The organism is Pseudomonas sp. LBUM1641, from assembly GCF_059716235.1.
Map to the genome: position 1 here is coordinate 5,979,603 of NZ_CP166815.1, position 22,549 is coordinate 6,002,151.

General features: G+C 59.8%; 26 protein-coding genes, 1 pseudogene and 1 riboswitch. Of the genes and pseudogenes, 14 read left to right on the top strand and 13 right to left on the bottom strand.

Annotated elements, in window-relative coordinates; all coding sequences use genetic code 11:
* Positions 1 to 353: 353 nt before the first annotated feature.
* From tli1a (ACA046_RS27470) to tli1a (ACA046_RS27480), 3 genes are all read left to right on the top strand, one after another.
* Complete coding sequence (tli1a, locus tag ACA046_RS27470; protein WP_459029429.1) at positions 354 to 839, top strand: Tli1a family immunity protein; 486 nt, start codon at positions 354 to 356, stop codon at positions 837 to 839.
* Positions 827 to 3,133, top strand: coding sequence for a T6SS phospholipase effector Tle1-like catalytic domain-containing protein (locus ACA046_RS27475; RefSeq protein WP_497675345.1), 2,307 nt, complete (start codon positions 827 to 829; stop codon positions 3,131 to 3,133). Before tli1a (ACA046_RS27470) ends, ACA046_RS27475 begins: the two co-directional genes overlap by 13 nt.
* Before the next feature lie 73 nt (positions 3,134 to 3,206).
* Positions 3,207 to 3,692 carry a Tli1a family immunity protein gene (gene tli1a / locus ACA046_RS27480; RefSeq protein WP_497677144.1) on the top strand — a complete coding sequence of 162 codons (486 nt, stop codon included), beginning with the start codon at positions 3,207 to 3,209 and terminating at the stop codon, positions 3,690 to 3,692.
* 14 nt (positions 3,693 to 3,706) lie between these two features.
* Here the strand turns inward: tli1a (ACA046_RS27480) and ACA046_RS27485 are convergent, their stop codons facing one another.
* Entirely contained in the window at positions 3,707 to 4,339 is a 633-nt protein-coding gene (locus tag ACA046_RS27485; protein ID WP_459023748.1) for a LysE family translocator, read from the bottom strand.
* 84 nt (positions 4,340 to 4,423) lie between these two features.
* On the opposite strand from ACA046_RS27485, the gene ACA046_RS27490 reads away from it, so the two are divergent.
* From ACA046_RS27490 to ACA046_RS27500, 3 genes are all read left to right on the top strand, one after another.
* Positions 4,424 to 5,389 carry a 2-hydroxyacid dehydrogenase gene (locus tag ACA046_RS27490; protein WP_497677145.1) on the top strand — a complete coding sequence of 322 codons (966 nt, stop codon included), beginning with the start codon at positions 4,424 to 4,426 and terminating at the stop codon, positions 5,387 to 5,389.
* Between the two features lie 30 nt (positions 5,390 to 5,419).
* Positions 5,420 to 6,418 carry a methyltransferase gene (locus ACA046_RS27495; protein WP_497675346.1) on the top strand — a complete coding sequence of 333 codons (999 nt, stop codon included), beginning with the start codon at positions 5,420 to 5,422 and terminating at the stop codon, positions 6,416 to 6,418.
* A 50-nt stretch (positions 6,419 to 6,468) separates the two neighbouring features.
* Positions 6,469 to 6,590: riboswitch (yybP-ykoY riboswitch) on the top strand.
* Positions 6,591 to 6,677: 87 nt separating this feature from the next.
* On the top strand, positions 6,678 to 7,262 hold the full coding sequence (locus tag ACA046_RS27500) for a TMEM165/GDT1 family protein (protein WP_003216166.1): 585 nt from the start codon (positions 6,678 to 6,680) through the stop codon (positions 7,260 to 7,262).
* Positions 7,263 to 7,305: 43 nt separating this feature from the next.
* On the opposite strand, the gene ACA046_RS27505 is transcribed toward ACA046_RS27500, so the two are convergent.
* Positions 7,306 to 8,124 (bottom strand): M48 family metallopeptidase, encoded by an 819-nt coding sequence (locus ACA046_RS27505; protein WP_076014407.1) that lies wholly within the window; start codon positions 8,122 to 8,124, stop codon positions 7,306 to 7,308.
* Between the two features lie 1,315 nt (positions 8,125 to 9,439).
* Here ACA046_RS27505 and ACA046_RS27510 point away from each other — a divergent pair.
* Positions 9,440 to 9,634 (top strand): annotated as a pseudogene (locus ACA046_RS27510) (HAMP domain-containing protein); the annotation flags it as partial.
* A 114-nt stretch (positions 9,635 to 9,748) separates the two neighbouring features.
* A complete protein-coding gene (locus ACA046_RS27515) occupies positions 9,749 to 10,492 on the top strand; it encodes a methyl-accepting chemotaxis protein (protein ID WP_375378945.1) in 744 nt (247 codons plus the stop codon).
* Between the two features lie 131 nt (positions 10,493 to 10,623).
* Here ACA046_RS27515 and ACA046_RS27520 read toward each other — a convergent pair whose 3' ends face one another.
* The 3 genes from ACA046_RS27520 to ACA046_RS27530 are packed head-to-tail and all read right to left on the bottom strand — an operon-like array spanning position 10,624 to position 11,736.
* Positions 10,624 to 11,244, bottom strand: coding sequence for an SOS response-associated peptidase (locus tag ACA046_RS27520; RefSeq protein ID WP_076014408.1), 621 nt, complete (start codon positions 11,242 to 11,244; stop codon positions 10,624 to 10,626).
* 36 nt (positions 11,245 to 11,280) lie between these two features.
* Entirely contained in the window at positions 11,281 to 11,541 is a 261-nt protein-coding gene (locus ACA046_RS27525) for a putative signal transducing protein (protein WP_076014409.1), read from the bottom strand.
* Positions 11,542 to 11,556: 15 nt separating this feature from the next.
* Positions 11,557 to 11,736, bottom strand: a complete 180-nt coding sequence (locus ACA046_RS27530; protein WP_003216161.1) for a CPXCG motif-containing cysteine-rich protein — start codon at positions 11,734 to 11,736, stop codon at positions 11,557 to 11,559.
* Between the two features lie 144 nt (positions 11,737 to 11,880).
* On the opposite strand from ACA046_RS27530, the gene ACA046_RS27535 reads away from it, so the two are divergent.
* Positions 11,881 to 13,044, top strand: coding sequence for a 1-acyl-sn-glycerol-3-phosphate acyltransferase (locus ACA046_RS27535; protein ID WP_459023756.1), 1,164 nt, complete (start codon positions 11,881 to 11,883; stop codon positions 13,042 to 13,044).
* Positions 13,045 to 13,179: 135 nt separating this feature from the next.
* On the opposite strand, the gene ACA046_RS27540 is transcribed toward ACA046_RS27535, so the two are convergent.
* Positions 13,180 to 13,437: a hypothetical protein gene (locus ACA046_RS27540; RefSeq protein ID WP_076014411.1), complete on the bottom strand. Its 258-nt coding sequence runs from the start codon at positions 13,435 to 13,437 to the stop codon at positions 13,180 to 13,182.
* A 181-nt stretch (positions 13,438 to 13,618) separates the two neighbouring features.
* Between ACA046_RS27540 and ACA046_RS27545 the strand changes: the two genes are divergently transcribed.
* Positions 13,619 to 13,828, top strand: coding sequence for a hypothetical protein (locus tag ACA046_RS27545; protein WP_076014412.1), 210 nt, complete (start codon positions 13,619 to 13,621; stop codon positions 13,826 to 13,828).
* A gap of 57 nt (positions 13,829 to 13,885) precedes the next feature.
* Here the strand turns inward: ACA046_RS27545 and ACA046_RS27550 are convergent, their stop codons facing one another.
* Positions 13,886 to 14,470, bottom strand: coding sequence for a YajG family lipoprotein (locus ACA046_RS27550; protein ID WP_003216157.1), 585 nt, complete (start codon positions 14,468 to 14,470; stop codon positions 13,886 to 13,888).
* 183 nt (positions 14,471 to 14,653) lie between these two features.
* Between ACA046_RS27550 and ACA046_RS27555 the strand changes: the two genes are divergently transcribed.
* Positions 14,654 to 14,887: a hypothetical protein gene (locus ACA046_RS27555; RefSeq protein ID WP_076014413.1), complete on the top strand. Its 234-nt coding sequence runs from the start codon at positions 14,654 to 14,656 to the stop codon at positions 14,885 to 14,887.
* An 8-nt stretch (positions 14,888 to 14,895) separates the two neighbouring features.
* On the opposite strand, the gene ACA046_RS27560 is transcribed toward ACA046_RS27555, so the two are convergent.
* Positions 14,896 to 15,216 (bottom strand): hypothetical protein, encoded by a 321-nt coding sequence (locus tag ACA046_RS27560; protein ID WP_143503552.1) that lies wholly within the window; start codon positions 15,214 to 15,216, stop codon positions 14,896 to 14,898.
* 397 nt (positions 15,217 to 15,613) lie between these two features.
* On the opposite strand from ACA046_RS27560, the gene mqo reads away from it, so the two are divergent.
* Positions 15,614 to 17,149, top strand: coding sequence for a malate dehydrogenase (quinone) (mqo, locus tag ACA046_RS27565; RefSeq protein ID WP_167662894.1), 1,536 nt, complete (start codon positions 15,614 to 15,616; stop codon positions 17,147 to 17,149).
* A gap of 106 nt (positions 17,150 to 17,255) precedes the next feature.
* Here mqo and ACA046_RS27570 read toward each other — a convergent pair whose 3' ends face one another.
* The 4 genes from ACA046_RS27570 to ACA046_RS27585 form a co-directional block, all read right to left on the bottom strand.
* Entirely contained in the window at positions 17,256 to 17,543 is a 288-nt protein-coding gene (locus ACA046_RS27570; RefSeq protein ID WP_076014415.1) for a PA4642 family protein, read from the bottom strand.
* Positions 17,544 to 17,725: 182 nt separating this feature from the next.
* Positions 17,726 to 18,211, bottom strand: coding sequence for a hypothetical protein (locus tag ACA046_RS27575; RefSeq protein WP_497675347.1), 486 nt, complete (start codon positions 18,209 to 18,211; stop codon positions 17,726 to 17,728).
* A 35-nt stretch (positions 18,212 to 18,246) separates the two neighbouring features.
* The gene (locus tag ACA046_RS27580) at positions 18,247 to 18,714 is read right to left on the bottom strand and encodes a WbuC family cupin fold metalloprotein (protein WP_497675348.1); all 468 of its coding nucleotides are present in this window, start codon (positions 18,712 to 18,714) and stop codon (positions 18,247 to 18,249) included.
* 3 nt (positions 18,715 to 18,717) lie between these two features.
* Complete coding sequence (locus tag ACA046_RS27585; protein WP_003216150.1) at positions 18,718 to 19,275, bottom strand: hypoxanthine-guanine phosphoribosyltransferase; 558 nt, start codon at positions 19,273 to 19,275, stop codon at positions 18,718 to 18,720.
* Positions 19,276 to 19,440: 165 nt separating this feature from the next.
* Here ACA046_RS27585 and upp point away from each other — a divergent pair, with 165 nt between their 5' ends.
* Both upp and ACA046_RS27595 read left to right on the top strand, forming a co-directional pair.
* Positions 19,441 to 20,079 (top strand): uracil phosphoribosyltransferase, encoded by a 639-nt coding sequence (gene upp / locus ACA046_RS27590; RefSeq protein WP_088422747.1) that lies wholly within the window; start codon positions 19,441 to 19,443, stop codon positions 20,077 to 20,079.
* A gap of 2 nt (positions 20,080 to 20,081) precedes the next feature.
* On the top strand, positions 20,082 to 21,356 hold the full coding sequence (locus tag ACA046_RS27595; RefSeq protein ID WP_459023764.1) for a uracil-xanthine permease family protein: 1,275 nt from the start codon (positions 20,082 to 20,084) through the stop codon (positions 21,354 to 21,356).
* Between the two features lie 137 nt (positions 21,357 to 21,493).
* On the opposite strand, the gene hisC is transcribed toward ACA046_RS27595, so the two are convergent.
* Complete coding sequence (hisC, locus tag ACA046_RS27600; protein ID WP_459023766.1) at positions 21,494 to 22,546, bottom strand: histidinol-phosphate transaminase; 1,053 nt, start codon at positions 22,544 to 22,546, stop codon at positions 21,494 to 21,496.
* Positions 22,547 to 22,549: the final 3 nt, after the last annotated feature.

Genomic DNA, 22,549 nt, shown 5'->3' on the forward strand with positions numbered 1-22,549 from the left:
CTGCACGGTCTTGGCTGAAACATCTGCACTGTAGAGCGCTTATGTTTCAGCCAAATCAGCCAAAGGAATGATTTGCAGAGGCCAATGAATGCTAGCTTTGCGCCAGCATTCGCTGGTAGCCCGAGCAATTAAGAACAAGAAACTGCCCTCGCTTAAAGGCGAACCTTCTGACATTCGGCGTGGATATCAACTCTTTACTCTCTGGGCTTTCGCAAAGTCAGGGATAAAAAGGTATGCCCCTCAATCCTTCATCGTTCCCTTTCATCAACCTGATAGGGCACCACATCAGCAAGAGTCGCATCTATCCAGCCATGAGCCAGGTGTTTGCGCTTCCGGAACTCCCCGTAGTCGCCATGCTCTTCGGTTTGGTGGGTGCCTTGGTTGCTCCAAGTGCCCATGCAGGCACGATCGAAGGTATCAATCATACCCATTGGGCGATCAACCATTTCAGTGTGGATGGGCGTTCCGGTATCGACATTATCGGGCCTAATCAGGGGGGCGGCGGAGGGTGTTGTTATGCCGCGCCTTCGAGGTGGAAGCCTGGAATGACGGTGAGGGTTGATTGGGAAACTGGTTCTGCTTACTCCGAGGGCTTTCCAGGTTTTGCTGATCGAGAAAAATACTATGCCTGGGTTGCCAAGGTTGAGACCCAAAAGCGCCAACACTCAAAGGTAGTCGGCATACCGGATTACGCCGGTCAAAAAGTCTGTGGTATCACCGTGCACTTTTTGCCCTGCGACGAGCTTCAGGTCACCACTTCCTGCTACGCCTACGGCAGCCCCGAATACCCAATCAAAACGCCTCTGCACTTGCCGGAGCCTCAGTCATGCCCGAAGTGAATCAAGCCTCTTTCTGTTACCCGCCGCAGTTTCCGGAGCAGGGGCGCTTGCCCTCTCGAGCGGGCCAGGTTCATCAAAATATCCGGCGTCAGTCTCAGCAAGAGCGGGATTATCACGACTCCCTGTGTGTGGCTGCTGGCCGGCGCGTCCTGGCGCCCTGCAGCAAGACGTTGCATATCAGCCTGTTCTTCGACGGTACGGGCAATAACCTGAATAACGACCTGTATTTATCCGACCCCAAACACCCTACGAATATCGCTCGATTGTTTCGCGCGAGCATCGGCGAAGGGCACGCCGGCGGTACTGCCCATAACAGCCAGGCGCAGCGTTTGACGGACGCTAAAGGTGCTGGCTTCGGTCAGTACTTCAAATACTACATGCCAGGTGTGGGCACACCGTTTCCTGAAGTCGGCGACCTGAACTACAGCGAACTCGGCCTGGCTACCGCCGCGTTCGGCGAAGAACGGATCAATTGGGGCCTGATGATGATCATCGACGCCTTGCGCCGAACGTTGGCGTTGCCCCGGCTGGATAACGCGAGTTTGCGGGCGGCGGTCGAGGCCATGGGCGCCCCGGCAGGGTTTGAAGGTTCAATTGGCGCCAGCTTCCGTCGTCATCAGTATGAGAAACAGTTGGGCGCATTGGCCAAACCATTGCGTATCGCCCTGACGCAACCGTCGCCCGGCTGGCCCAAGTTGCTGGGGGTCAGGCTATATGTGTACGGCTTTTCCCGCGGTGCGGCGGCGGCACGGGCGTTTGTCAGTTGGTTGAACGAGCTGTCATCGCCTACTGAGTCGCAACCGGCATTGTCACTGGGGGACTTGAAGCTTCCGATCAGTATCGAGTACCTGGGGCTGCTGGATACCGTGGCATCGGTGGGCCTTGCCCATGCCGTGCCTGGAGCGGATGGGCACATGAGTTGGGCGGATGGCACTCAGGAGTTGCCCACCAGCAGCCTGGTCAAGCGGTGCCTGCATATCGTTTCGAGTCACGAGCAACGCTTGTGTTTCCCGCTGGATTCGATTCGGCGGGAGGATGGGGGTTATCCGGACAATAGCGTTGAAGTGTTGTATCCCGGTATGCACTCGGATCAGGGTGGGGGATATCCGCCGGGGGATCAGGGGAAGGCCGCTGGGCAAAACGATGGCCTGTTGCTTTCTCAGATAGCCCTGCACGATATGTATGCCGATGCCTTTGCTCATGGTGCCCCGTTAAAAGTGCCGAAGCGAACTTTGTCAGTCGAGTTAAGCAAAGAACTTTGGAGGGCGATGACTGATGATTTGGCGCAAGAATTTGAAGTGGCCCCTACTCTAGTCAATCGCTTCAACGCCTGGCGACAGGTGACCTTGGATTTGGCCCCGGCGCGATTGCCGCTGTCCCCCGAACAAATCGAACACTACCAGCCCATCCCAGCCACCGACACCCTGGAAAACGCGCTGGCCAGCCAAATGGCCTGGATCACCGCCTGGCGCATCGACCGCTATGCCTTTGCAACGTTGAAACAAACCGACTTCTACCGTCAGGCCAGTGATGCCGAGGCCGATAAAACCGCCCGCAACCTGGCCGAGGCCAACCGCAACAAAAAGCAGGCCGTCGTCGAAAAACGCCGCAAAGAGCAAAAAGCCCGTGAGCATTTCGGTTTTGACCCCAAGGAGCCGCTTGAACCCGGCATCAAGGACTTCGACGCCGACATGGCACAAACCCAGCTGCGTGAAGCGGCTGAAGAGTTTGGCCGAGGCTTTTCCGGCCAACACTTCGCTGACTCGATCCCTGTACGCGTAAGTCTTATGGCCGTTGTTCCCGGCGCGCATGTCCGCGAGATAGAGCTGGCCGAGCGCAAGCAGATGAAGGCGAGTGCTATGGCGAAGGTCAGCCAGCTATTTCCACCGCCTCTGCATGAGCGCAACTACGTTGACGAACGCACACGCCTGAACGTCGAGGAAAGCCGCAACGCCAGCAAACCCGAAGGGCTGTTACGCGCACTGTTCGATGATCATGTTCACGACTCCCGTGCCTGGTTTCTTTACGCGGCGGGACGTGAGCCCTTCGGCAGTTATTTCAAGCTGCGCATGGTGTTCTTCGGCGATGCACGCAGAAGAGATATCGCGCTGTATCGCGAAGAAGATGGGGTGATGGTTGCGGGCGCTGAGGCGCCGCTGTTCGTTGACGCTGGCGCTGTGGCGCAGCGCCCCGTGATGACTGCCGAACGCCTTGCCGACGCTCAAAAAGCCATTGATGAGATTTGGCAGGCCTATTACGACAAGGTCAGGGAGGCGAACGATGTGCCGGTTTGAATCTGTTTTCCACCTGCCTACACAAGACGCGAAATCCATGCCTAAGCCCCAGCCGTGGCGTTTACTGATCGGCATGATCTGTGGGTTGGCTGGGGTCATAGTTACTCCGAATGCACAGGCCAGCACGCTTGAGGCGATCAACCACACGCACTGGGCGATCAACCACTTCAGTGTTGATGGGCGCTCGGGTATCGACATTATTGGACCGTATCAGGGAGGCGGCGGAGGTTGTTGTTATGTCGCCCCCTCGAAGTGGAAGCCAGGAATGACGGTGCGGGTTGATTGGGAAACTGGCTCTGCCTATTCGGATGATTTTCCTGGCTTCGTTGATTGGCCCAAATATTTGGATTGGAAGGAAAAAGTGAATTCGCAGAAGCGTCAACACAGCAAAATGGTTCCAGTACCTGACTACAACGGCCAAAAAGCCTGCGGCATCACCGTCCACTTCCTACCTTGCGACGAACTTCAAGTCACCACATCCTGCTACGCCTACGGCAGCCCCGACTACCCAATCAAAACGCCGCTGCATTTGCAGGAACCTCAGTCATGCCCTAAATAAAATGCGCCGAGGGCTTATTTCATGCTGGTAAACGCCAGCTTCACACCAATCACAATAAGCACCGCGCCCATCGTCCGATCAAACCAATGCCCCATGCGTGCAAAGCCGGCACGCACACGCTGCTGGCTGAACAGCATGGCCACCAGGCAAAACCAGATCGCGGTGGCCACAGCCAGGTAAACCCCGTAACCGGCCTGGATCGCCAGCGGCGTGTGGGGGTTAATCACCACGGTGAACAGCGACAGGAAGAACAGCGTGGCCTTGGGGTTCAAGCCATTGGTGACGAAACCGGAGGTGAACGCACCACGGGCGGTGCGCTCGCCCACTTCAAGGTGCAGGTCTTCTTCACTGGCAGGCTTGGCCGGCTGGGCGCGCAGGGCCTTGAAGCCGATGTACAGCAGGTAGGCCGCCGCCGCCCATTTCAATGCGTTGAACAGCACAATGGACTGGGACACGATCAAGCCGATGCCCAGCAGCGAATACCCTACGTGCAGGAAAATCGCCGACCCGACGCCCAGCGCCGTCCAGGTTCCGGCACGCCGGCCATGGGTCACGCTTTCACGTACCACCACGGCGAAGTCCGGGCCAGGGCTGGCCACCGCCAACAGGTGAATCAGTGCCACGGTCAAGAACTCGGTGAGGTACATGCACACTCCAGGAAGTAACTGATTATTTCATCTGATAGGCTCGGCAGATTACGCCTTCGAACCTCGTCGCAAAAGGTACAGTTGATAATGAACAATCGCCGCGCCGTCTTCCTTGATCACCCTTCCCTGGACCTCGGGGACCTGGACCTCAGCGGGTTGCGGGCACTCTTCAGCGAGCTGAGCCTGCACCAGCAGACCACACCCGAAAACATTATCGAACGCCTGCAAGGCGCGCAGGTGGCCATCAGCAACAAGATCGCGCTGAATGCCGAGACCCTGGCGGCCTGCCCCGAGCTGAAGCTGATCCTGGTGACCGCCACCGGCACCAACAACGTCGACTTGGTCGCCGCCCGCGCCCACGGCGTTACCGTAAGCAATTGCCAGGGTTACGGCACGCCGTCGGTGGCGCAGCATACGATCATGCTGCTGCTCAATCTTGTGACGCGCCTGAACGACTATCAGCGGGATGTACAGGCGGGGCTCTGGCAGAAAGCCAAGCAGTTCTGCCTGCTGGACCATCCGATCGTCGAGCTGGAAGGCAAAACCCTCGGCCTGCTGGGCCATGGTGAGTTGGGCGGCGCCGTTGCGCGCCTGGCTGAAGCCTTTGGCATGCGCGTGATCCTGGGTGCGATTCCAGGCCGTCCGGCTCGTGCCGATCGCGTGCCGCTGGACGAACTGCTGGCGCAGGTCGACGCGCTGACCCTGCACTGCCCGCTCAACGAGCACACCCGTGACTTTATCGGTGCCCGCGAACTCGCCTTGCTCAAGCCTGGCGCCTTCATCGTCAACACCGCCCGCGGTGGCCTGATCAATGAACAAGCCTTGGCCGATGCCCTGCGCAGCGGTCATCTGGGCGGCGCGGCGACTGACGTGTTGAGTGTCGAACCCCCGGTCAACGGCAACCCGCTGCTGGCCGGCGACATCCCGCGCTTGATCGTCACCCCGCACAACGCCTGGGGCAGTCGAGAAGCCCGGCAGCGAATCGTCGGCCAATTGATCGAAAACACTCAGGGCTTTTTCAGCGGCGCCCCGCTGCGCGTCGTCAGTTGATAAACTGCGCCCCTTTTCAAGGAGCAGACCATGGATCCGCGCAGTGAAGTACTGCTTCGCCAGGCCGAACTTTTTCAAGGCGACGTGCTGCTGGTGGGCTTGCCCGCCGACGACCTGCTGGGCCGCCTGCCCAATGCCCATGGCTGGAGCTGGCATGCCGGCGACCAGGCCGCACTGGACGCGCGTTTTGCCGAGCGCAGCCAGTTCGGCGTGAACGTGCCCGAGCGTTCGTTCGACACGGCGGTGGTGTTCCTGCCCAAGTCCAAGGACCTCACCGATTACCTGCTCAATGCCGTAGCGGCGCGTTTGCCCGGCAAAGAGTTGTACCTGGTCGGGGAAAAGAAAGGCGGTATCGAAAGTGCGGCCAAGCAACTGAACCCGTTCGGCAAACCGCGCAAGCTCGACAATGCGCGGCACTGCCAACTGTGGCTGGTCACGGTGGCCAATGCCCCCGAGCCGGTTGAGCTGGAAAGCCTGGCACAGGTGTTCGAGGTGCCGCTGGCTGAAGGGCCGCTCAGGGTGGTGAGCCTGCCGGGCGTATTCAGTCACGGTCGCCTGGACCGCGGCACTGCGCTGTTGCTGGAACATCTGGACAAGTTGCCAAGCGGCCACTTGCTGGATTTCGGTTGTGGGGCTGGCGTGCTTGGGGCTGCAGTCAAACGTCGCTATCCGCATAACACGGTGACGATGCTCGACGTGGATGCCTTTGCTGCCGCCAGCAGTCGCCTCACCTTGGCAGCCAACGGCCTGGAAGCCGAGGTGTTGACCGGTGATGGCATCGACGCAGCACCGATGAATCTGAACACGATTTTGAGCAACCCGCCGTTCCATGTCGGGGTGCACACCGATTATTTCGCCACCGAGAACTTGCTGCGAAAAGCGGCCAAACATCTGGCAAAAGGCGGCGAACTTCGACTGGTAGCGAATAGCTTCCTGAAGTATCAGCCGCTGATCGAAGAGCATCTTGGGGTGTGCGCAATCAAGGCAGAAGGCCAGGGTTTTCGCATTTACCGTGCCAAGCGCGGCTGAAATCTTTTTCCAAAAGAAGGCTTGCCGAATGGATTTTGCCTAGGCAGAATCCGCTCCGTCCTAGGGGAGTAGTCTCCCACGAGCGCCACGCTCGTCCGGCATACGTCAACATACTTGGTCAACAGGCCATGGCGTATGCGACCCAGGAGTCCGCACAGACGGACCGGGGTTTGACAAGACCTATGACACGAACACCTTACCCGGGGCGGGAAGGCTGTACGTGTCATAGCCGTGTCGACCCGCCCCTGGAACTTACCTGATGCTGGATTCCCTGCTTGTCCCTACCGCAATCGTTGCCTTGGCCGAAATTGGCGACAAGACGCAACTGCTCGCGCTCATTCTCGCTGCACGCTTTCGCAAACCCTGGCCGATCATCGCCGGCATCGTCGCCGCGACCCTGGCCAACCATGCGGCCGCCGGTGCCGTGGGGGCCTGGTTCGGGAGTTTCTTCTCGGATGCGGTGTTGCACTGGATCCTCGCGGCGAGCTTCTGTGCCACCGCGCTCTGGACCCTGGTGCCCGACAAGCTCGACGATGATGAAGCCAGTACGTCCCGCAAGTTCGGGCCATTCCTGACCACGCTGATCGCGTTCTTCCTCGCGGAAATCGGCGACAAGACCCAGATCGCTACCGTGATGCTCGCGGCGCAATACCCGGAACTGTGGCTGGTGATTATCGGCACGACCCTGGGCATGTTGATTGCCAACGTACCGGTGGTGCTGGCGGGGAATTTCGCGGCGGACAAATTGCCGCTGACGCTGATTCGTCGACTGGCGGCTACGGCGTTTTTCATCCTGGCCATTGTTGCGGTGTACAAGGCCATGCAGAGCAGTGGCTGGATCTAGGTAAGTCAGGTCATTCCCACACACGGTGTGGGAATGATCATTCTCAGGATTTTTTGGCCTGCTGATACAACGGCATCACCTTCGGAATCGCCGCCTGCAACGAGGCGATCCGGCTGTCGGAGGCCGGGTGAGTGCTCATGAACTCAGGTGGCGAGCCTTCCGAGGCCTTGGCCATTTTGTTCCACAGGGTAATCGCCGCGTTCGGGTTGTAACCGGCACGCGCCGACAACTCCAGGCCAATCAGGTCCGCTTCGTTTTCATTGCTGCGGCTGTTGGGCAAGGTCATGCCGTAGTTGGCCACGGTATCGGCCAGCGCCAGGCTGTCCTGACCCAGGCCGAACAAAGCACCGGCTCCCTGCTTCGCCATTTCGATACCGTAAGCCTTGGACATGGCTTCGCGACCGTGCTCACGCAAGGCGTGGGCAATTTCATGGCCCATCACGGCGGCGAGTTCGTCGTCGGTCAGCTTGAGATTGTCGATCAACGCGCTGTAGACAAAGATCTTGCCGCCAGGCCCGCAGTTGGCGTTCATCTCGTCACTTTTGATCAGGTTCACTTCCCACTTCCACTGCGCCGCATCTGGGCGGAAAGTGGGCGCCTGGGCGATCAAGCGGTTGGCTATTGCCTGCACGCGCTTGGCGTTGGCACTGGTCTTGTCCACCAGCCCTTTGCCACTGGCTTCACCCAGGGTCTGCTGGTACGACTGCGCATACATCTGGTCGACTTCCTGGCTCGACAACATGCTGAACATGTACTGCTTGCGCTCAACCCCCACGGCGCCGCCGCTGGTGGTGTTGACCGACTGACAACCCGCGAGCAATACCGCCGCGCCCAACGCACATACCGCTACTGTCTTTTTCATCAACCTGCTCCCTGGAAACATGGCGCGTATCGTAGTCGGCCAATTGTATCGACGCCAGATACAACAGACGTGTAGCCACCTGATTTCAGACATATCCCACACTGACGCAAAACATTCATAACCGCTGGCGACCATTCAATTTGCGACATTCGCCGATACGGCACTCATGTCTCCCCCGCTCGTGGCCGATATAAACAAGCAGCCAATCAACCCTGCGCTCGGAGCCGTCATGAAGTTCAAGTCGATTCAATTTTCTGTCGCGGCACTGGCCGGGGCCATTGTGCTGAGCGTGGTAGCGGTGCTGGTGCTGTACGCCTTGTTCGCCGGCGCCCGCACCCAGGAGATGGTGCAGGAACGCACCCAAGGGCAATTCGAACAGATTATCGAACAGCGCCTGACCGCACTGGCGCGAACCCAGGCGACGCTGATCCAGCGTGAACTGGAAGCGCCGCTGGTGACCGCCAAGGGCCTGGCCACCACCAACGCCCTGATGGGCATGAAGGACGCCAGTGGCAGCCCACAACTGGCCATCTCCCGCGAGCAACTGATCAACCTGATCCACGAAACCGTGGTGCGCAACCCGAAGATCGTCGGCGCCTATATCGGCTGGGAAGCCAACTCCATCGACCACAACGACGCCGCCTACGTGAACAGCCCGGTGGTCGGCATCGAAACCAACGGCCGCTTCCTGCCCTGGTGGTTCCGCAATGAAGACGGCAGCCTGGGCCTGGATAAACTCGCCGACGTGGCCGACCAGAAAATCCTCTCTACCGGCGTGCGCGCCAGTGAGTACTACCTGTGCTCCAAGGAGAGCAAAAAGCCCTGCGCCATCGACCCGGCCCCTTATAAAGTGGGCAACGCGATGGTGATGCTCGCCTCGTTTATCGAACCAATCATGATCGACGGCACCTTCCAGGGCATTGTCGGCGCCGACCTGTCGGTGAACTTCATCCAGGACATGCTCACCAAGGCTGATCAGAATTTGTACAACGGCGCCGGTGAACTGGCGCTGATCTCCAGCAACGGTCGCCTGGTGGCCTACACCCAAGACGCCAGCAAACTCGGCGAAAAAGCCAGCGACCTGCTCGAAAGCAATGAACTGGCGAACCTCAGCCAGCTGAAAATCGGCGAAGTGCGCTACAACGTCGACAAGCAACACGGGCATATAGAGTTGTTCCTGCCGTTCAACATCGGCCAGACCGATGCCCGCTGGACCCTGATGCTGCAACTGCCCCTGAGCGCGGTGATGGCCGACTTGCAGGCCATGCAACATGACCTCGACGCCCAGCGCAAAACCGATATTTTCGGCATGGCCATGGCCGGGCTGCTGATCGCCGGCATCGGCTTGCTGGTGATCTGGCTGGTGGGCCACGGCATTGCCCGGCCGCTCAAGCAAATGGTGGCGATGCTCAATGACATCGCCCAAGGCGAAGGCGACCTGACCCGGCGCCTGACCAGTGATCGCGCCGACGAACTGGGCGCGATTGCCAGTGGCTTCAACACGTTCCTCGCCAAGTTGCAGGGGATGATCACCCAGGTGGTGAGTTCAGTGCAGAAGGTCAGCGACTCGTCGGAGCACACTGCCGACATCGCGATTCGCACCAACCAGGGTGTGCACAAGCAAATGGTCGAGATCGACCAAGTGGCCACCGCCGTGCACGAGATGACCGCGACGGCCCAGGACGTGGCCCGCAACGCCACCCAGGCCGCGCAAGCCGCGAGCCACGCTGACCAGGCGGCGAGCCAGGGCATGCAGATTGTGCGCGACACCTCCACCTCCATCGGCGCCCTCGCCGAGGAAATCGGTAAGGCGGTCGGTGTGGTGCAGGCATTGGCCAAGGACAGCGAAAACATCAACGCCATCCTTACGGCGATTCGCGGGATTGCCGAGCAGACCAACCTGCTGGCGCTCAACGCGGCAATCGAAGCAGCACGGGCCGGTGAGCAAGGGCGCGGGTTTGCGGTGGTGGCCGACGAGGTGCGCAACCTGGCGCAGAAGACCCAGAAGGCTACCGAAGAAATTCAGACCATGATCCAGCAACTGCAACAAGGCACCCGCGACGTGGTGCGGGTGATGGAAGACAGCCAGAACCGTACCGATGAAAGCGTGCAACACGCGGCCAAGGCGGCTCAGGCGCTGGAGACCATTACCCAGGCGGTGTCGGTGATCAACGACATGAACACCCAGATCGCCAGCGCCGCCGAGGAACAGAGCGCGGTGGCCGAGGACATTAACCGTAACGTGATCAATATAGGGCAGGTGGCCAATGAAGTGGCGGGTGGGGCGGATGAATCGAGTGCAGCCAGTGCGGACCTGACCAAGCTGGCGGAGCAGCAGCGGCGGTTGATCAATCAGTTCAAGGTTTAACCCGGCGGCGCCCTTCCGGACCTCTTCGCGAGCAAGCCCGCTCCCACATTCGACCGAATTCCACCGTTGGAATGCAATCAAATGTGGGAGCGGGCTTGCTCGCGAAGAGGCCAGCTAATTCAACCTATGACTCAACCCGGAGTCAGGCACTCCGGTCCATTCAGCTTCGGATCGTTGACCATATTGGCCAGTACCCGCTCGCGCAATGCGGTGGGCTCACTGGCCAACAAAGCCTGCAAGGTGTGCAAAGGTGTCTCGGGGTTCAACCAGGCGGCCTGCCCCGCCGCATCCAGAATCAGCGGCCGGCGCTGACTCTGCGCAGCCTGGGTCACCACCGCCGTACTCAGCCACACCTGTTCCTGCACCGGATACGCCTCCCAGATCGCCGCAAAAAACAGCGTGCTGCCCTCCCCCGGCGTCAGCCAGTACGGGCGCTTGCGCTGGGTGCCGCGCCATTCGTAGAAACCATTGGCCGGCAACAGGCAGCGGCGCTGGCGAAAGGCTTCGCGAAACATCGGTTGCTCTGCCAGGGTTTCCGCGCGGGCATGGGCAGGAGTGCGCGAGAGATCGGTCAGCCAGGGCGGCGTCAGGCCCCAGCGCGCCCGAGCCAGGGTGTGCTGGCCGTCGCTGAGGCGCTGGATCAGCACCGAATCATTCGGAGAAATGTTCCACTGGGCCTGCTGGTCGGCCGGAAAACCCGGCAAGGCAGCAAACGAGGGGTTCCAGCGAAACAAGGCATAACGTCCACACATGGGGCAACACGACTCTTGGAGAAACTGGCCGACAGCCTAACAGACCAACACGTCGGGAAAGCTGTCGGGTTCATCACCGGGCACCGGTTGCGCGCCGTTGTAGGCAGTGATCAGCTCTCGGGCGTAGGCCGCCTGGTCATTCTCCACTGCCAGGGCCAGCAGGCCATAGATCGGTAATTCGCCGGTGCCACCGAGCAAATCGCGCCCCACCAGGTGCGCGGTGACGCCCTCGCTTTCGAGCATGCCTTGCAGCAGCTCACCTTCCATCAGGTTTTCCGGCTCGTAGATTCGCTGCATGGGCGTACCTTTTATTTATTCGTTTTCGCTGCGTACGTTGAGCATCCATTCGCCGTCATGAACCTGCAGCTCGAAAACAATAGGCCGGCAGCACACCGGGCAGTCCTCTATATATTCCTGATCGCCTGCCGACAGGTCCAGTAGCGCGGTGACTACCTCTCCACAATAAGGACATTCGTACGACTCTTCTTCCATCGCGGTCTCCAAGGTGACTTGTGCGTATAATCGCCGGTCTATTTACAGGGCTATTTTTCGTCCCGGCCAATTGCCCGGACCACGCCCTGATATTTATTGTTCCAAACCTTTACTTACCCTAGCCGTTTCTAACAAGAGAGCATGATGGGCGAATTCGATACCATCCGACCTTACAACGACAGCGAAGTCCCGGCAGTGCTGGCCCGACTGTTCAGTGACAAGGCCTTTCTGGACATCCTGACCCACTTTCGCTTCCCGCGCTTTGCCGGCGCCTTCGGCTGGCTGCTCAAGCCGATGATCGCCCATAAACTGCGCCGTGAGTTCGCCGGCGTCACCACCGTGGCCACGCTACAGGACAAAGTCGAGTTTTACGTCGACCACACCATCGAGCGGGCGACCGACGGGGTGACCTACACCGGCGTCGAGCAGTTCAAGTCCGGCAGCGCCTACCTGTTCCTGGCCAACCACCGCGACATCGTGATGGACCCGGCCTTCGTCAACTACGCCGTGTACCACGCCGGCCTGCCCACGCCACGGATCGCCATCGGTGACAACCTGCTGCAAAAGCCGTTTGTCAGCGACTTGATGCGCCTGAACAAGAGTTTCATCGTGCACCGCTCGATCACCGGGCGCAAAGAGAAGATGGCGGCTTATCAGTTGCTGTCGGCGTACATCAACCATTCGATTCGCAATGACTGCCAGTCGATCTGGATCGCCCAGGCCGAAGGCCGCGCCAAGGATGGGGATGATCGCACCGAATCGGCGATCCTCAAGATGTTCCACATGAGCCGCAAGGACGAGCCGTTCGCCGAAGTCATCCAGTCACTGAACCTGACGCCGGTGTCCATCAGCTACGAATACGACCCGTGCGACGCAGCCAAGGCCCGCGAGCTGTACATCCGCGCCACCACCGGCACCTACAGCAAGGCGCCGGGGGAAGATGACGTGAGCATTGCGCTGGGCATCACCGGTTACAAGGGCCGGGTGCACGTCAACTTCGCGCCGCCGATCACCGAGGCGTTCGAAGACACCAAACTGCTGGCGATCGAGATGGACCGGCAGATTCTGGGCGGTTATCGGTTGTTCCCGGTGCACTACCTGGCGTACGCCCAATGGAGCGATGCCGACCCGCAATTGCAGGTGCCGACCGCAGCCGAGGTGTTCCCTGCGGATGAGTTGGCCAAGGCGAAAGCCGAGTGGGAACGGCGCTTGAATGCATGCCCGGTAGAGCATCGGCCGTATCTGGTGCTGCAATACGCGACGCCGGTGAGGAATCAGTACCGGGTCAAGGCCGGGATTGTCCTGTAACCCGGTACCAGCAACAGCGCAAACCTAATGTGGGAGCAGGCTTGCTCGCGAAGGCGGTGGATCAGCCAATCATGTATTGACTGACACCGCGCTTTCGCGAGCAAGCCCGCTCCCACATTTGTTTTCAGGGTGTTCTTACAATCGGGTACTGAGCAAGGAAACCAGCAACGCCAGCCCCAGACAGACAAAACCAAGCCGGTAGAACAGGCGATGGGTACGTTGCGTCAGCACATCAAGAAACAACATCGGTTGATCAATGGCCCGCAGTTCGCTTTGCGCGGCAAGCCTGGCCATCGCGCGCTGTTCGCGCAGGCGTGTGACAAACAGCAACCAAGCCGCCGGGCAGGCGAGCAACAGGGCAAGGGAATTGAGCAGTAATGCGGTCAGCGACATCGCAAACCTCGATGTATCAGTGTCCAGGTATCAATCCAGATACAAACCTGAATGATATGCGCCGCCTGCGCGTCATTACTCCTTCCCCATTGACGGCTAATGTATCCAGTAATTTACAGCGTCACCTGAACGTCACCTTAACAAGCCACTCTGTTGCCCTTCGAAAGCCCGGGAGCTTGTCATGTTGCACGCGCAGAACCAGGATCGGCTGTATCTGATTTCCCCAAGTGATGAGCAAGAGGCGCTGGTGGGCGGCCTCGCGTTCAATGTGCAGGACCGCCACTGGCTGGTGTACTGCGCCCTCGGCGGGCATCAGCATGCCGACCTGCCGGAGCTGGATTTGCTGACTGGCGTGAGTGTGCTGGACTTTTATGTCGAAACGGCTGCATGAAAACTGCAGGCGTAAAAAAACCGGGCTCATCGCTGAGCCCGGTTTTTTTATGCACGGTTATTGCGAGCTAAGCAGCGAACCGATGCTCGGGTCCTTGAACAGACGCGTCAGGGCATCGCTCAACACATCGCTGACCAGCTTGGTGTTGGTCTCCTGGTTCGGCGCCATGCCGAAGCGCTGGTCCAGGGATGCGCCGTAACGGCCGCTGTAGCGACGGGTGCCGGCGGTCACGTCGGACTTGAAGGTCGCGCCGATGGTGGCTTCAGTCACGTACAGGCCTTCCTTGGGCGACTGATACTTCAGCTCGGCCAGGGTGATGGTCAGTTGCGGAGCACCGGGCGAGTTGGACGGGGTGAAGCCCAGCAGGCGCACAGCCGCTTCGGCCTGGGCTTGCAACTTGGGCAGCACGTCGGCACCGGTCACCGTGATGGCGCTGGTTTCCGGGTACAGGCCGCCACGGGTGCCGAGGGTCGGCGACGGACGCCCATCAACCACACGCACCGACACCGGCTGGCCATGGCCCACAGGCGCCAGTTGGGTGGTGATTTTCGGTTGCGGGCTGAGTTGTTGCGGGCTGTGGGCGCAGCCAACCAGGGTCAAACTGGTCACAGTGATCAAACCGAACAACAGGCGTTGCAACATACTCATTTCTCCAGGACTAGATGCAAACAGGGCGCCAGTATAACGGTGAGCGCTCGCCACTCACCACAAATCCTGAACGGCGCCTGAACTGTCGGCGAAATTACAATTTTCACACAGAACCGTCACCACGTTGTCATGCCAGACTGCCAACCTTCGCAGCATGTAACGAACCGGGTACACACCATGCGCCTTCTCAAATCATTGTTCTTTTCCCACACCAGCCATCGTCACTTTGCCCTGCTCGATGCCCAAGGTTGCTGCCAGGCCTTCAAGCAGTGCAGCCTGCCGCCCGTCGGTGACGGCTGGGTCGAAGTCGAAGAGACTCGCCTGAGCTGGATGCACCGCCCGCTGCCGGCCAGCGCCCGGATCAACCCACGGGTTTCGCAGCCACAGCAACGGCATGTGTTGGCCTCCTGACCAGACTGCTAATAAAAGTCATTAAACACGCCCATTTGCGCGCATTTCTTCGCTACAATCTCCCCCCGATTATAAGGACGTCTCCTGATCGGGCCTCGCAGCATCGCTAATGCTCCTGTATTAGCTCCCCGCACCGCCCACAGAGAGCCGCCCACACAGATCGAGTGAAGCTGGCGAGCTTGCTGTTTTCTCTGCAAACCATCGTCTTTACCCGAATCTGCCAGAGCTGCCATGCGCTCGGCCACTTGAGTTGTTTGCCCGTTTTGCCGCTTGCCGGCAGTGATTTCGGGCCAGGTGCCAGGCTGGGGCAGCCCTTTTTTGAGGTTCACGTCTTCAAAAGAGCGTGAAAAAAACGGGTTTTCACAACTTCACAAGAGTGTGGCGAGCAAATGAATAGTTTTGCGTTTGTACAAGCACCATCAGCGTCTGGAACAGCCCCACCACACAGGACCGAGTACTCCTCAAGAACCGGAGCTTGAAGCCTGTCCGCTACGGATTTGGTTGCACGATCGGACGAGCTTGACCATAAGTCGAATTGCCACAGGCGCCCTTAAATGCGTTCATACGCAGATCAGGCCCGGTCGGCAGCGTCCGCTTGCGATAAATTGCGAAGAATCGGACATGGCGATCCTGGCCATGGGTAACCTGGGGCATCACGTGAACCGCCCCGTCACTCCTGGCAGCCATGCCGTCAATTTGGTGCTGCAGATTTTGGAGACGCGTTAAATGGCGCATAACGAAGCAGTCGACGTAGTACTGGTAGGTGCGGGCATCATGAGTGCCACCCTCGCCGTACTGCTCAAAGAGCTCGACCCCGGCCTCAAGCTGGAAGTCGTTGAGCTGATGGATTCGGGTGCCGCGGAAAGTTCCAACCCGTGGAACAACGCCGGTACCGGCCACGCCGGGCTGTGTGAGCTGAACTACACACCGCAGGCAGCTGACGGCTCCATCGACATCAAGAAAGCCGTGCACATCAACACCCAATTCGAGGTGTCGAAGCAGTTCTGGGCCTACTTGACCAAGAAAGGCACCTTCGGCTCGTCCAAGTCCTTTATCAGCCCCGTGCCGCACCTGAGCTTCGTGCAGGGCGAGAAAGGCGTGTCGTTCCTCAAGAAGCGCTTTGAAACCCTCAGCCAGCACCACGCGTTCTCGGACATGCATTACACCGAAGACCGCAGCGAGATGGCCGAGTGGATGCCGCTGATGATGCCTGGTCGCCCGCTGGACGAAAAAATCGCTGCCACCCGCGTGATGAACGGCACCGACGTCAACTTCGGCGCCCTGACCAACCAGTTGCTCTCGCACCTGACCAGCGCGCCGGATGCCCAGGTCAAGTACAGCAAGCGCGTCACCGGCCTCAAGCGCAACGGCGCCGGCTGGACCGTGAGCATCAAGGACGTCAACAGCGGCAATTCCCGTGATGTAGATGCCAAGTTCGTGTTCCTCGGCGCCGGTGGCGCGGCCCTGCCGCTGCTGCAAGCTTCTGGCATCGAAGAAAGCAAAGGCTTCGGTGGCTTCCCGGTCAGCGGCCAGTGGCTGCGTTGCGACAACCCGGAAGTGGTCAAGCACCACCAGGCCAAGGTCTACAGCCAGGCGGCCGTGGGTTCGCCACCGATGTCCGTTCCGCACCTGGACACCCGCGTCGTCGACGGCAAGAAATCCCTGCTGTTCGGGCCATACGCCGGTTTCACCACCAAGTTCCTCAAGCACGGTTCGTTCCTTGACCTGCCTATGTCGATTCGCGCCGGCAACATCGGCCCGATGCTGGCCGTGGCCCGGGACAACATGGACCTGACCAAGTACCTGGTCAGCGAAGTGCGCCAGTCCATGGAGCAGCGCCTGGAATCCCTGCGCCGCTTCTACCCTGAAGCGAAAGCCGAAGACTGGCGCCTGGAAGTGGCCGGCCAACGGGTGCAGATCATCAAGAAAGACCCGAAGAAAGGCGGCGTGCTGCAATTCGGCACCGAACTGGTTGCGGCCAAGGACGGTTCGTTGGCGGCGCTGTTGGGTGCTTCCCCGGGCGCTTCGGTGACGGTGTCGATCATGCTGGAACTGATCGAACGCTGCTTCCCGGAAAAAACCGCCGGTGAGTGGGCGACCAAGCTGCACGAGATCTTCCCGGCTCGGGAAAAGGTCCTGGAGACCGATGCCGAGCTGTATCGCAAGATCAACACGCAGAACAACATCAGCCTGGAACTGGTTGACGCAGGAGCGAGCTTGCTCGCGAAAAACGTTAACGATGACGCAGCGCGCCTGGTTTAACACGGCGTTCTCAGGTTCTTCGCGAGCAAGCTCGCTCCTACAGTAATAAGCAAAAACGCCCCGATCTCACGATGAGACCGGGGCGTTTTTTTTTCGTCCGCAACAATCAGCCGCGGGCTTGTTCGATCAGCTCGATGTACTCGGCGGCGTTGCGCTGGTCCTTGATCACTTCGACGAAGGTCTGACCGTGCTCGTCCTTGCCGTCGAGGTCCAGGCCGGCTTCCTTGAAAAAGCCCAGGAAGCGCTCGAAGTCGTCGATACGCAGGCCACGGTAGGCCTTGATCAGTTTGTGCAGGGACGGCGAAGTGGCGTCTACCGGCTCGAAATCCAGGAACAGCTTGATTTGCTCGTCGCCGATTTCATCACCAATCAGCTGTTTCTTATCTTTACGCATTACCGACTCCAGCCTGCAGACATTTACACGGGGCTTGAAGTCTACCTGCGAGGCCCTTTCTTCGAAAGCGCCGTTGCACGCCTAAACCCGTAGCAGCTGTCGAGCGCCAGCGAGGCTGCGTGGGCCGCGCTGACAGACTTGGACAGTGTCGCGCTCGACAGCTGCTACGGGTCCCGCACGTGTTACTTGGAACGCACGGCGCCGGTGTGCAAGTCGGCCCAGATATGGCCGTTGGCGTAACTGAGGAACTGCACATAGACCGTATCGTTGCGCAGCAAATCGACGATCACCCGATACTGGGTCATCGGGTACGACAAGGTCAGGGTTTTGCTTTTATCGTCGAACACCGGTTTTTTCAGGCTTTTGCTTTCAGCATCGAAATTGAGGATCACCTGGGCGATGGTCGCGCCCTTGTTCAGGGACTTGCCCTTGAGGCGGATCATCAACGGCGAGGTCACCGGGATCGGCTGCTGGGTGGATTGGCGCTGATTACCCACCACCACCGAATACTCGGTGACTTGCAGCAATTGCTGCTGATCCGGGGTTTCGGCGCGCAGGGTCAGGTCGTCAGGCGGCAGGAACTGGCTGTGCAACGGCGCCGGTGCGGCCGCCAGGGGCAAACTGAGGGTCAGCGCCAGGGCGGCGCAACTGCGGATCAAAAAGCGCATGGGCCGCTCTGTGGAAGATGGCCCAGCACTTTAGCTCAATCGAACTGGGCAAGCATCCAGCGCTGATACTCAGCCACTTCAGCATCGCCTTCACGGGGAGCCCAACTCGCCAGCTCACCCTCGCCCACCGGTCGATACGGTCCGGCTTTGCACTCGAACATCAACGTATCGGGCTCCAACACCACCAGTCCGTGAAACACACCGGGTGGCAAATCGACGCCTTGGCACTCACCGCCCGCCTGCATCACGCGTTTGGCCAACACCTCGCCGGTCTCGCTGAAAATCAACAGGCCCAGGCGGCCCTTCAGCACCAGTAAGGTTTCTGCCTTATCGGCACTCAAATGACGATGAGGCGGCACATAGGTGTTGGGCTGCATCCCGACGACCATGCGATGGCATGGCTCCTCCATCTGGTGGAAGTTGTGGTGATGCCGGCCACGAGGGCTGTCAGCCGCTTTCTCGGCCAACTCCGCAAACAGCGTTTGATCAAGAAAGCTGGCCATTGATTACATCCCCTTAACGGCGTAGATCCCGTTGGCATTACGCCAGTAGCCTTTGTAGTCCATGCCGTAACCGAAAATGTAGCGGTCGATGCACGGCAGGCCCACGTAATCGGCCTTGAGGTCCGGACGGGCCTTGCGGTCGTGGTCCTTGTCGATCAGCACAGCGGTGTGCACTTTGCGCGCGCCGGCGTGTTTGCAGAAGTCGATGATCGCGCCCAGGGTGTGCCCTTCGTCGAGGATGTCGTCGATGATCAACACATCGCGGTCGATGAACGAGACTTCCGGCTTGGCTTTCCAGAACAGGTCGCCGCCGCTGGTTTCATTGCGATAGCGGGTGGCGTGCAGGTAGGACGCTTCCAGCGGGAATTGCAGGTGAGTGAGCAATTTACCGGCGAAAATCAGGCCACCGTTCATCACGCAAAAGACCACCGGGTTGGTGTCGGCCATTTCGCGGGAGATGTGCGCGCCGACCTTGGCGATGGCCTCTTCGACTTGCGCTTCGGTGTACAGGCAGTCAGCCTCGCGCATGATTTGACGGATATGCTCGAGATCAGCGGACATGGCGCTCTCCAAGGGGGTGCTGTGGCAAGAAAAGCGGGCAAAGGTACGCATGTGAGGCGCAACGTTCAAGCCTTAATGGACTAACGTACTAGATGTCTATAGGACAACACCCTCGGATAGATTAATCTAGGCCGGTTTTTTTGCCCGCCGCCGGAGCCTTTCCCCATGCCCATCCGTGAGATCCGCCACCCGCTGATCCGACATAAACTCGGCCTTATGCGCCGCGCCGACATTAGCACGAAGAACTTCCGTGAGCTTGCTCAGGAAGTCGGAGCGCTGCTCACCTACGAGGCGACCAAAGATCTGCCCCTGGAAAACTACGAGATCGACGGTTGGTGCGGTCCCGTCCAGGTCGAGAAAATCGCCGGCAAGAAGATTACCGTGGTGCCGATCCTGCGCGCCGGTATCGGCATGCTTGAAGGCGTGCTCAGCCTGATCCCGGGCGCCAAGGTCAGCGCCGTGGGCGTGGCCCGCAATGAAGAAACACTGCAGGCCCACACCTACCTGGAAAAACTCGTACCGGAAATCGACGAGCGCCTGGCGATGATCATCGACCCGATGCTCGCCACCGGCAGCTCCATGGTTGCCACCATCGACCTGCTGAAAAAAGCCGGCTGCAAGGACATCCGCGCCATGGTGCTGGTAGCCGCTCCCGAAGGCATCGCCGCCGTCGAGAAAGCCCACCCGGACGTGCTGATCTACACCGCGTCCATCGATGAACGCCTGAACGAACACGGCTACATCATCCCAGGCCTGGGCGATGCCGGCGACAAGATCTTCGGTACCAAGCAGAAGGACGCGTGACCATGCAGGATGAATTCAACGACCCGCTTTGGCGCCAGATCCTGTCTGGCGCACAGATGCTCTTCGTAGCATTTGGTGCGCTGGTGTTGATGCCGCTGATTACCGGTCTCGATCCAAACGTCGCCCTGTTTACCGCAGGCTTGGGCACTTTGTTGTTCCAAGTGGTCACCGGGCGCCAAGTGCCGGTGTTCCTGGCGTCGAGCTTTGCCTTTATCACCCCGATCATCCTCGCCAAGCAGCAGTTCGGCCTGGCGGCGACCATGGGTGGGGTGATGGCGGCCGGTTTCGTTTATACCTTCCTCGGCGCTGCGGTGAAGATCAAAGGCACCGGTTTCATCGACCGGCTGCTGCCGCCGGTGGTGATCGGGCCGGTGATTATCTCCATCGGCCTGGCCATGGCGCCGATTGCCGCCAACATGGCAATGGGTAAAGGTGGCGACGGTGCCGAGCTGATCCCTTACAAAACGGCCATGCTGATCTCGATGCCGGCGCTGCTGACGACGTTGATCGTGGCAGTATTCGGCAAAGGCATTTTCCGCCTGGTGCCAATCATCTCCGGCGTGCTGGTGGGTTTCGCCATGGCGTTCTACTTCGGCGTGGTGGATACCGCGAAGATCGCCGCTGCACCGTGGTTCGCCCTGCCCCACTTCACTGCACCAGAGTTCAACTGGCAGGCGATCCTGTTTATCGTCCCGGTGGCCCTGGCCCCGGCGATCGAACACATCGGCGGTGTGATTGCCGTGGGCAGCGTGACCGGTCGTGACTACCTGAAGAAGCCTGGCCTGCACCGCACGCTGCTGGGTGACGGCATCGCCACCACCGCTGCCGGCCTGTTCGGCGGCCCGCCCAACACGACCTACGCGGAAGTGACGGGCGCCGTGATGCTGACCAAGAACTACAACCCGAAAATCATGACCTGGGCGGCAGTGTTTGCCATCAGCCTGGCGTTTATCGGCAAGTTCGGCGCGCTGCTGCAGAGCATTCCAATCCCAGTGATGGGCGGCATTCTGTGCCTGCTGTTCGGCTCGATTGCCGCGGTGGGGATGAACACGCTGATCCGCCACAAGATCGACCTCGGCGAAGCGCGCAATCTGGTGATTGTGTCGGTGACCCTGGTGTTCGGGATTGGCGGTGTGCTGGTAGGTACCGGCACTGGCCCGAATGACTTTGGCCTGAAGGGCATCGCCCTGTGTGCGGTGGTAGCGATTGCCTTGAATCTGCTGCTGCCGGGCAATGATGGCTGGAAGAACAAGAAGCCGGATGAGCCGTTGCTCTAAACAGCGTTCGCTGCACCTGTAGGAGCGAGCTTGCTCGCGAAAAACCGGAGGGCGCCGCGTTTATTCTGAATAAACGCGTCATCGTTAACGTTCTTCGCGAGCAAGCTCGCTCCTACAGTGGAGCCTTCCGGGCCCCGTTAGAGCTCGCCCAACGCATCAATCAGCGCCTGGTTCTGCTCCGGCGTGCCAATGCTGATCCGCAGGAACTGGGCAATCCGCTCCTGCTTGAAGTGCCGCACAATCACCCCTTGTTCCCGCACTTTGGCTGCCAGCCCGGCGGCGTCGTGCCGTGGGTGACGGGCAAAAATGAAGTTGGCCGCCGACGGCAACACTTCAAACCCTTTGGCCTGCAACTGCCCCACCAGCTTTTCACGGCTGTCGGTCACTCGCTGGCAGGTGTCCTGGAAGTGCTCACGGTCTTCAAATGCGGCGGCCGCACCGACAATCGCCAGACGGTCCAGCGGGTAGGAGTTGAAGCTGTTCTTGACCCGCTCCAGCGCCTCGATCAGGTCCGGATGGCCCACGGCCAGGCCTACCCGCAAACCGGCCAGTGAGCGCGACTTGGAAAGGGTTTGGGTCACCAGCAGGTTCGGGTAACGGTCCACCAGGCTGATGGCGGTTTCGCCGCCGAAGTCGATATAGGCTTCATCGACCACCACCACCGAGTCCGGGCTGGCCTTGAGGATTTGCTCCACGGCATCCAGCGCCATCACGCAGCCGGTCGGCGCGTTCGGGTTCGGGAAGATGATCCCGCCGTTGGGCCTGGCGTAGTCCGACACGCGGATCTGGAATTGTTCATCCAGCGGCACTGCGTCGAAGGCAATGCGGTAAAGGCCGCAGTACACCGGGTAGAAGCTGTAGCTGATGTCCGGGAACAGCAGCGGCAGGTCGTGCTGGAACAAACCGTGGAAGATGTGCGCCAGGACTTCATCGGAACCGTTGCCGAGGAACACTTTGCCCGCGTCGATCCCGTAATACTTCGCCACCGCTTGCTTGAGCAGGTCGCTGTTGGGGTCCGGGTACAAACGCAGGTTGTCGTTCAGCTCGGCCTGCATGGCAGCCAGCGCCTTGGGCGACGGGCCGTAGGGGTTTTCATTGGTGTTGAGTTTCACCAGCTTGGTCAGCTTCGGTTGCTCACCGGGCACGTAAGGCACGAGATCCTTGACGAGCGGGCTCCAGAATTTGCTCATGTT

Coding starts and splice junctions, on each gene's coding strand:
- upp (WP_088422747.1), top strand. CDS start 19,441: ATGCCCATCCGTGAGATCCGCCACCCGCTGATCCGACATAAACTCGGC.
- ACA046_RS27585 (WP_003216150.1), bottom strand. CDS start 19,275: ATGTCCGCTGATCTCGAGCATATCCGTCAAATCATGCGCGAGGCTGAC.
- ACA046_RS27540 (WP_076014411.1), bottom strand. CDS start 13,437: ATGTCGCTGACCGCATTACTGCTCAATTCCCTTGCCCTGTTGCTCGCC.
- ACA046_RS27535 (WP_459023756.1), top strand. CDS start 11,881: ATGGGCGAATTCGATACCATCCGACCTTACAACGACAGCGAAGTCCCG.
- ACA046_RS27485 (WP_459023748.1), bottom strand. CDS start 4,339: ATGTACCTCACCGAGTTCTTGACCGTGGCACTGATTCACCTGTTGGCG.
- ACA046_RS27570 (WP_076014415.1), bottom strand. CDS start 17,543: ATGCGTAAAGATAAGAAACAGCTGATTGGTGATGAAATCGGCGACGAG.
- ACA046_RS27525 (WP_076014409.1), bottom strand. CDS start 11,541: ATGCAGCGAATCTACGAGCCGGAAAACCTGATGGAAGGTGAGCTGCTG.
- ACA046_RS27515 (WP_375378945.1), top strand. CDS start 9,749: ATGGTCGAGATCGACCAAGTGGCCACCGCCGTGCACGAGATGACCGCG.
- ACA046_RS27595 (WP_459023764.1), top strand. CDS start 20,082: ATGCAGGATGAATTCAACGACCCGCTTTGGCGCCAGATCCTGTCTGGC.
- ACA046_RS27520 (WP_076014408.1), bottom strand. CDS start 11,244: ATGTGTGGACGTTATGCCTTGTTTCGCTGGAACCCCTCGTTTGCTGCC.
- ACA046_RS27575 (WP_497675347.1), bottom strand. CDS start 18,211: ATGCGCTTTTTGATCCGCAGTTGCGCCGCCCTGGCGCTGACCCTCAGT.
- ACA046_RS27500 (WP_003216166.1), top strand. CDS start 6,678: ATGCTGGATTCCCTGCTTGTCCCTACCGCAATCGTTGCCTTGGCCGAA.
- ACA046_RS27580 (WP_497675348.1), bottom strand. CDS start 18,714: ATGGCCAGCTTTCTTGATCAAACGCTGTTTGCGGAGTTGGCCGAGAAA.
- tli1a (WP_459029429.1), top strand. CDS start 354: ATGCTCTTCGGTTTGGTGGGTGCCTTGGTTGCTCCAAGTGCCCATGCA.
- ACA046_RS27505 (WP_076014407.1), bottom strand. CDS start 8,124: ATGAAAAAGACAGTAGCGGTATGTGCGTTGGGCGCGGCGGTATTGCTC.
- hisC (WP_459023766.1), bottom strand. CDS start 22,546: ATGAGCAAATTCTGGAGCCCGCTCGTCAAGGATCTCGTGCCTTACGTG.
- ACA046_RS27530 (WP_003216161.1), bottom strand. CDS start 11,736: ATGGAAGAAGAGTCGTACGAATGTCCTTATTGTGGAGAGGTAGTCACC.
- ACA046_RS27545 (WP_076014412.1), top strand. CDS start 13,619: ATGTTGCACGCGCAGAACCAGGATCGGCTGTATCTGATTTCCCCAAGT.
- ACA046_RS27495 (WP_497675346.1), top strand. CDS start 5,420: ATGGATCCGCGCAGTGAAGTACTGCTTCGCCAGGCCGAACTTTTTCAA.
- mqo (WP_167662894.1), top strand. CDS start 15,614: ATGGCGCATAACGAAGCAGTCGACGTAGTACTGGTAGGTGCGGGCATC.
- ACA046_RS27555 (WP_076014413.1), top strand. CDS start 14,654: ATGCGCCTTCTCAAATCATTGTTCTTTTCCCACACCAGCCATCGTCAC.
- ACA046_RS27475 (WP_497675345.1), top strand. CDS start 827: ATGCCCGAAGTGAATCAAGCCTCTTTCTGTTACCCGCCGCAGTTTCCG.
- ACA046_RS27550 (WP_003216157.1), bottom strand. CDS start 14,470: ATGTTGCAACGCCTGTTGTTCGGTTTGATCACTGTGACCAGTTTGACC.
- tli1a (WP_497677144.1), top strand. CDS start 3,207: ATGATCTGTGGGTTGGCTGGGGTCATAGTTACTCCGAATGCACAGGCC.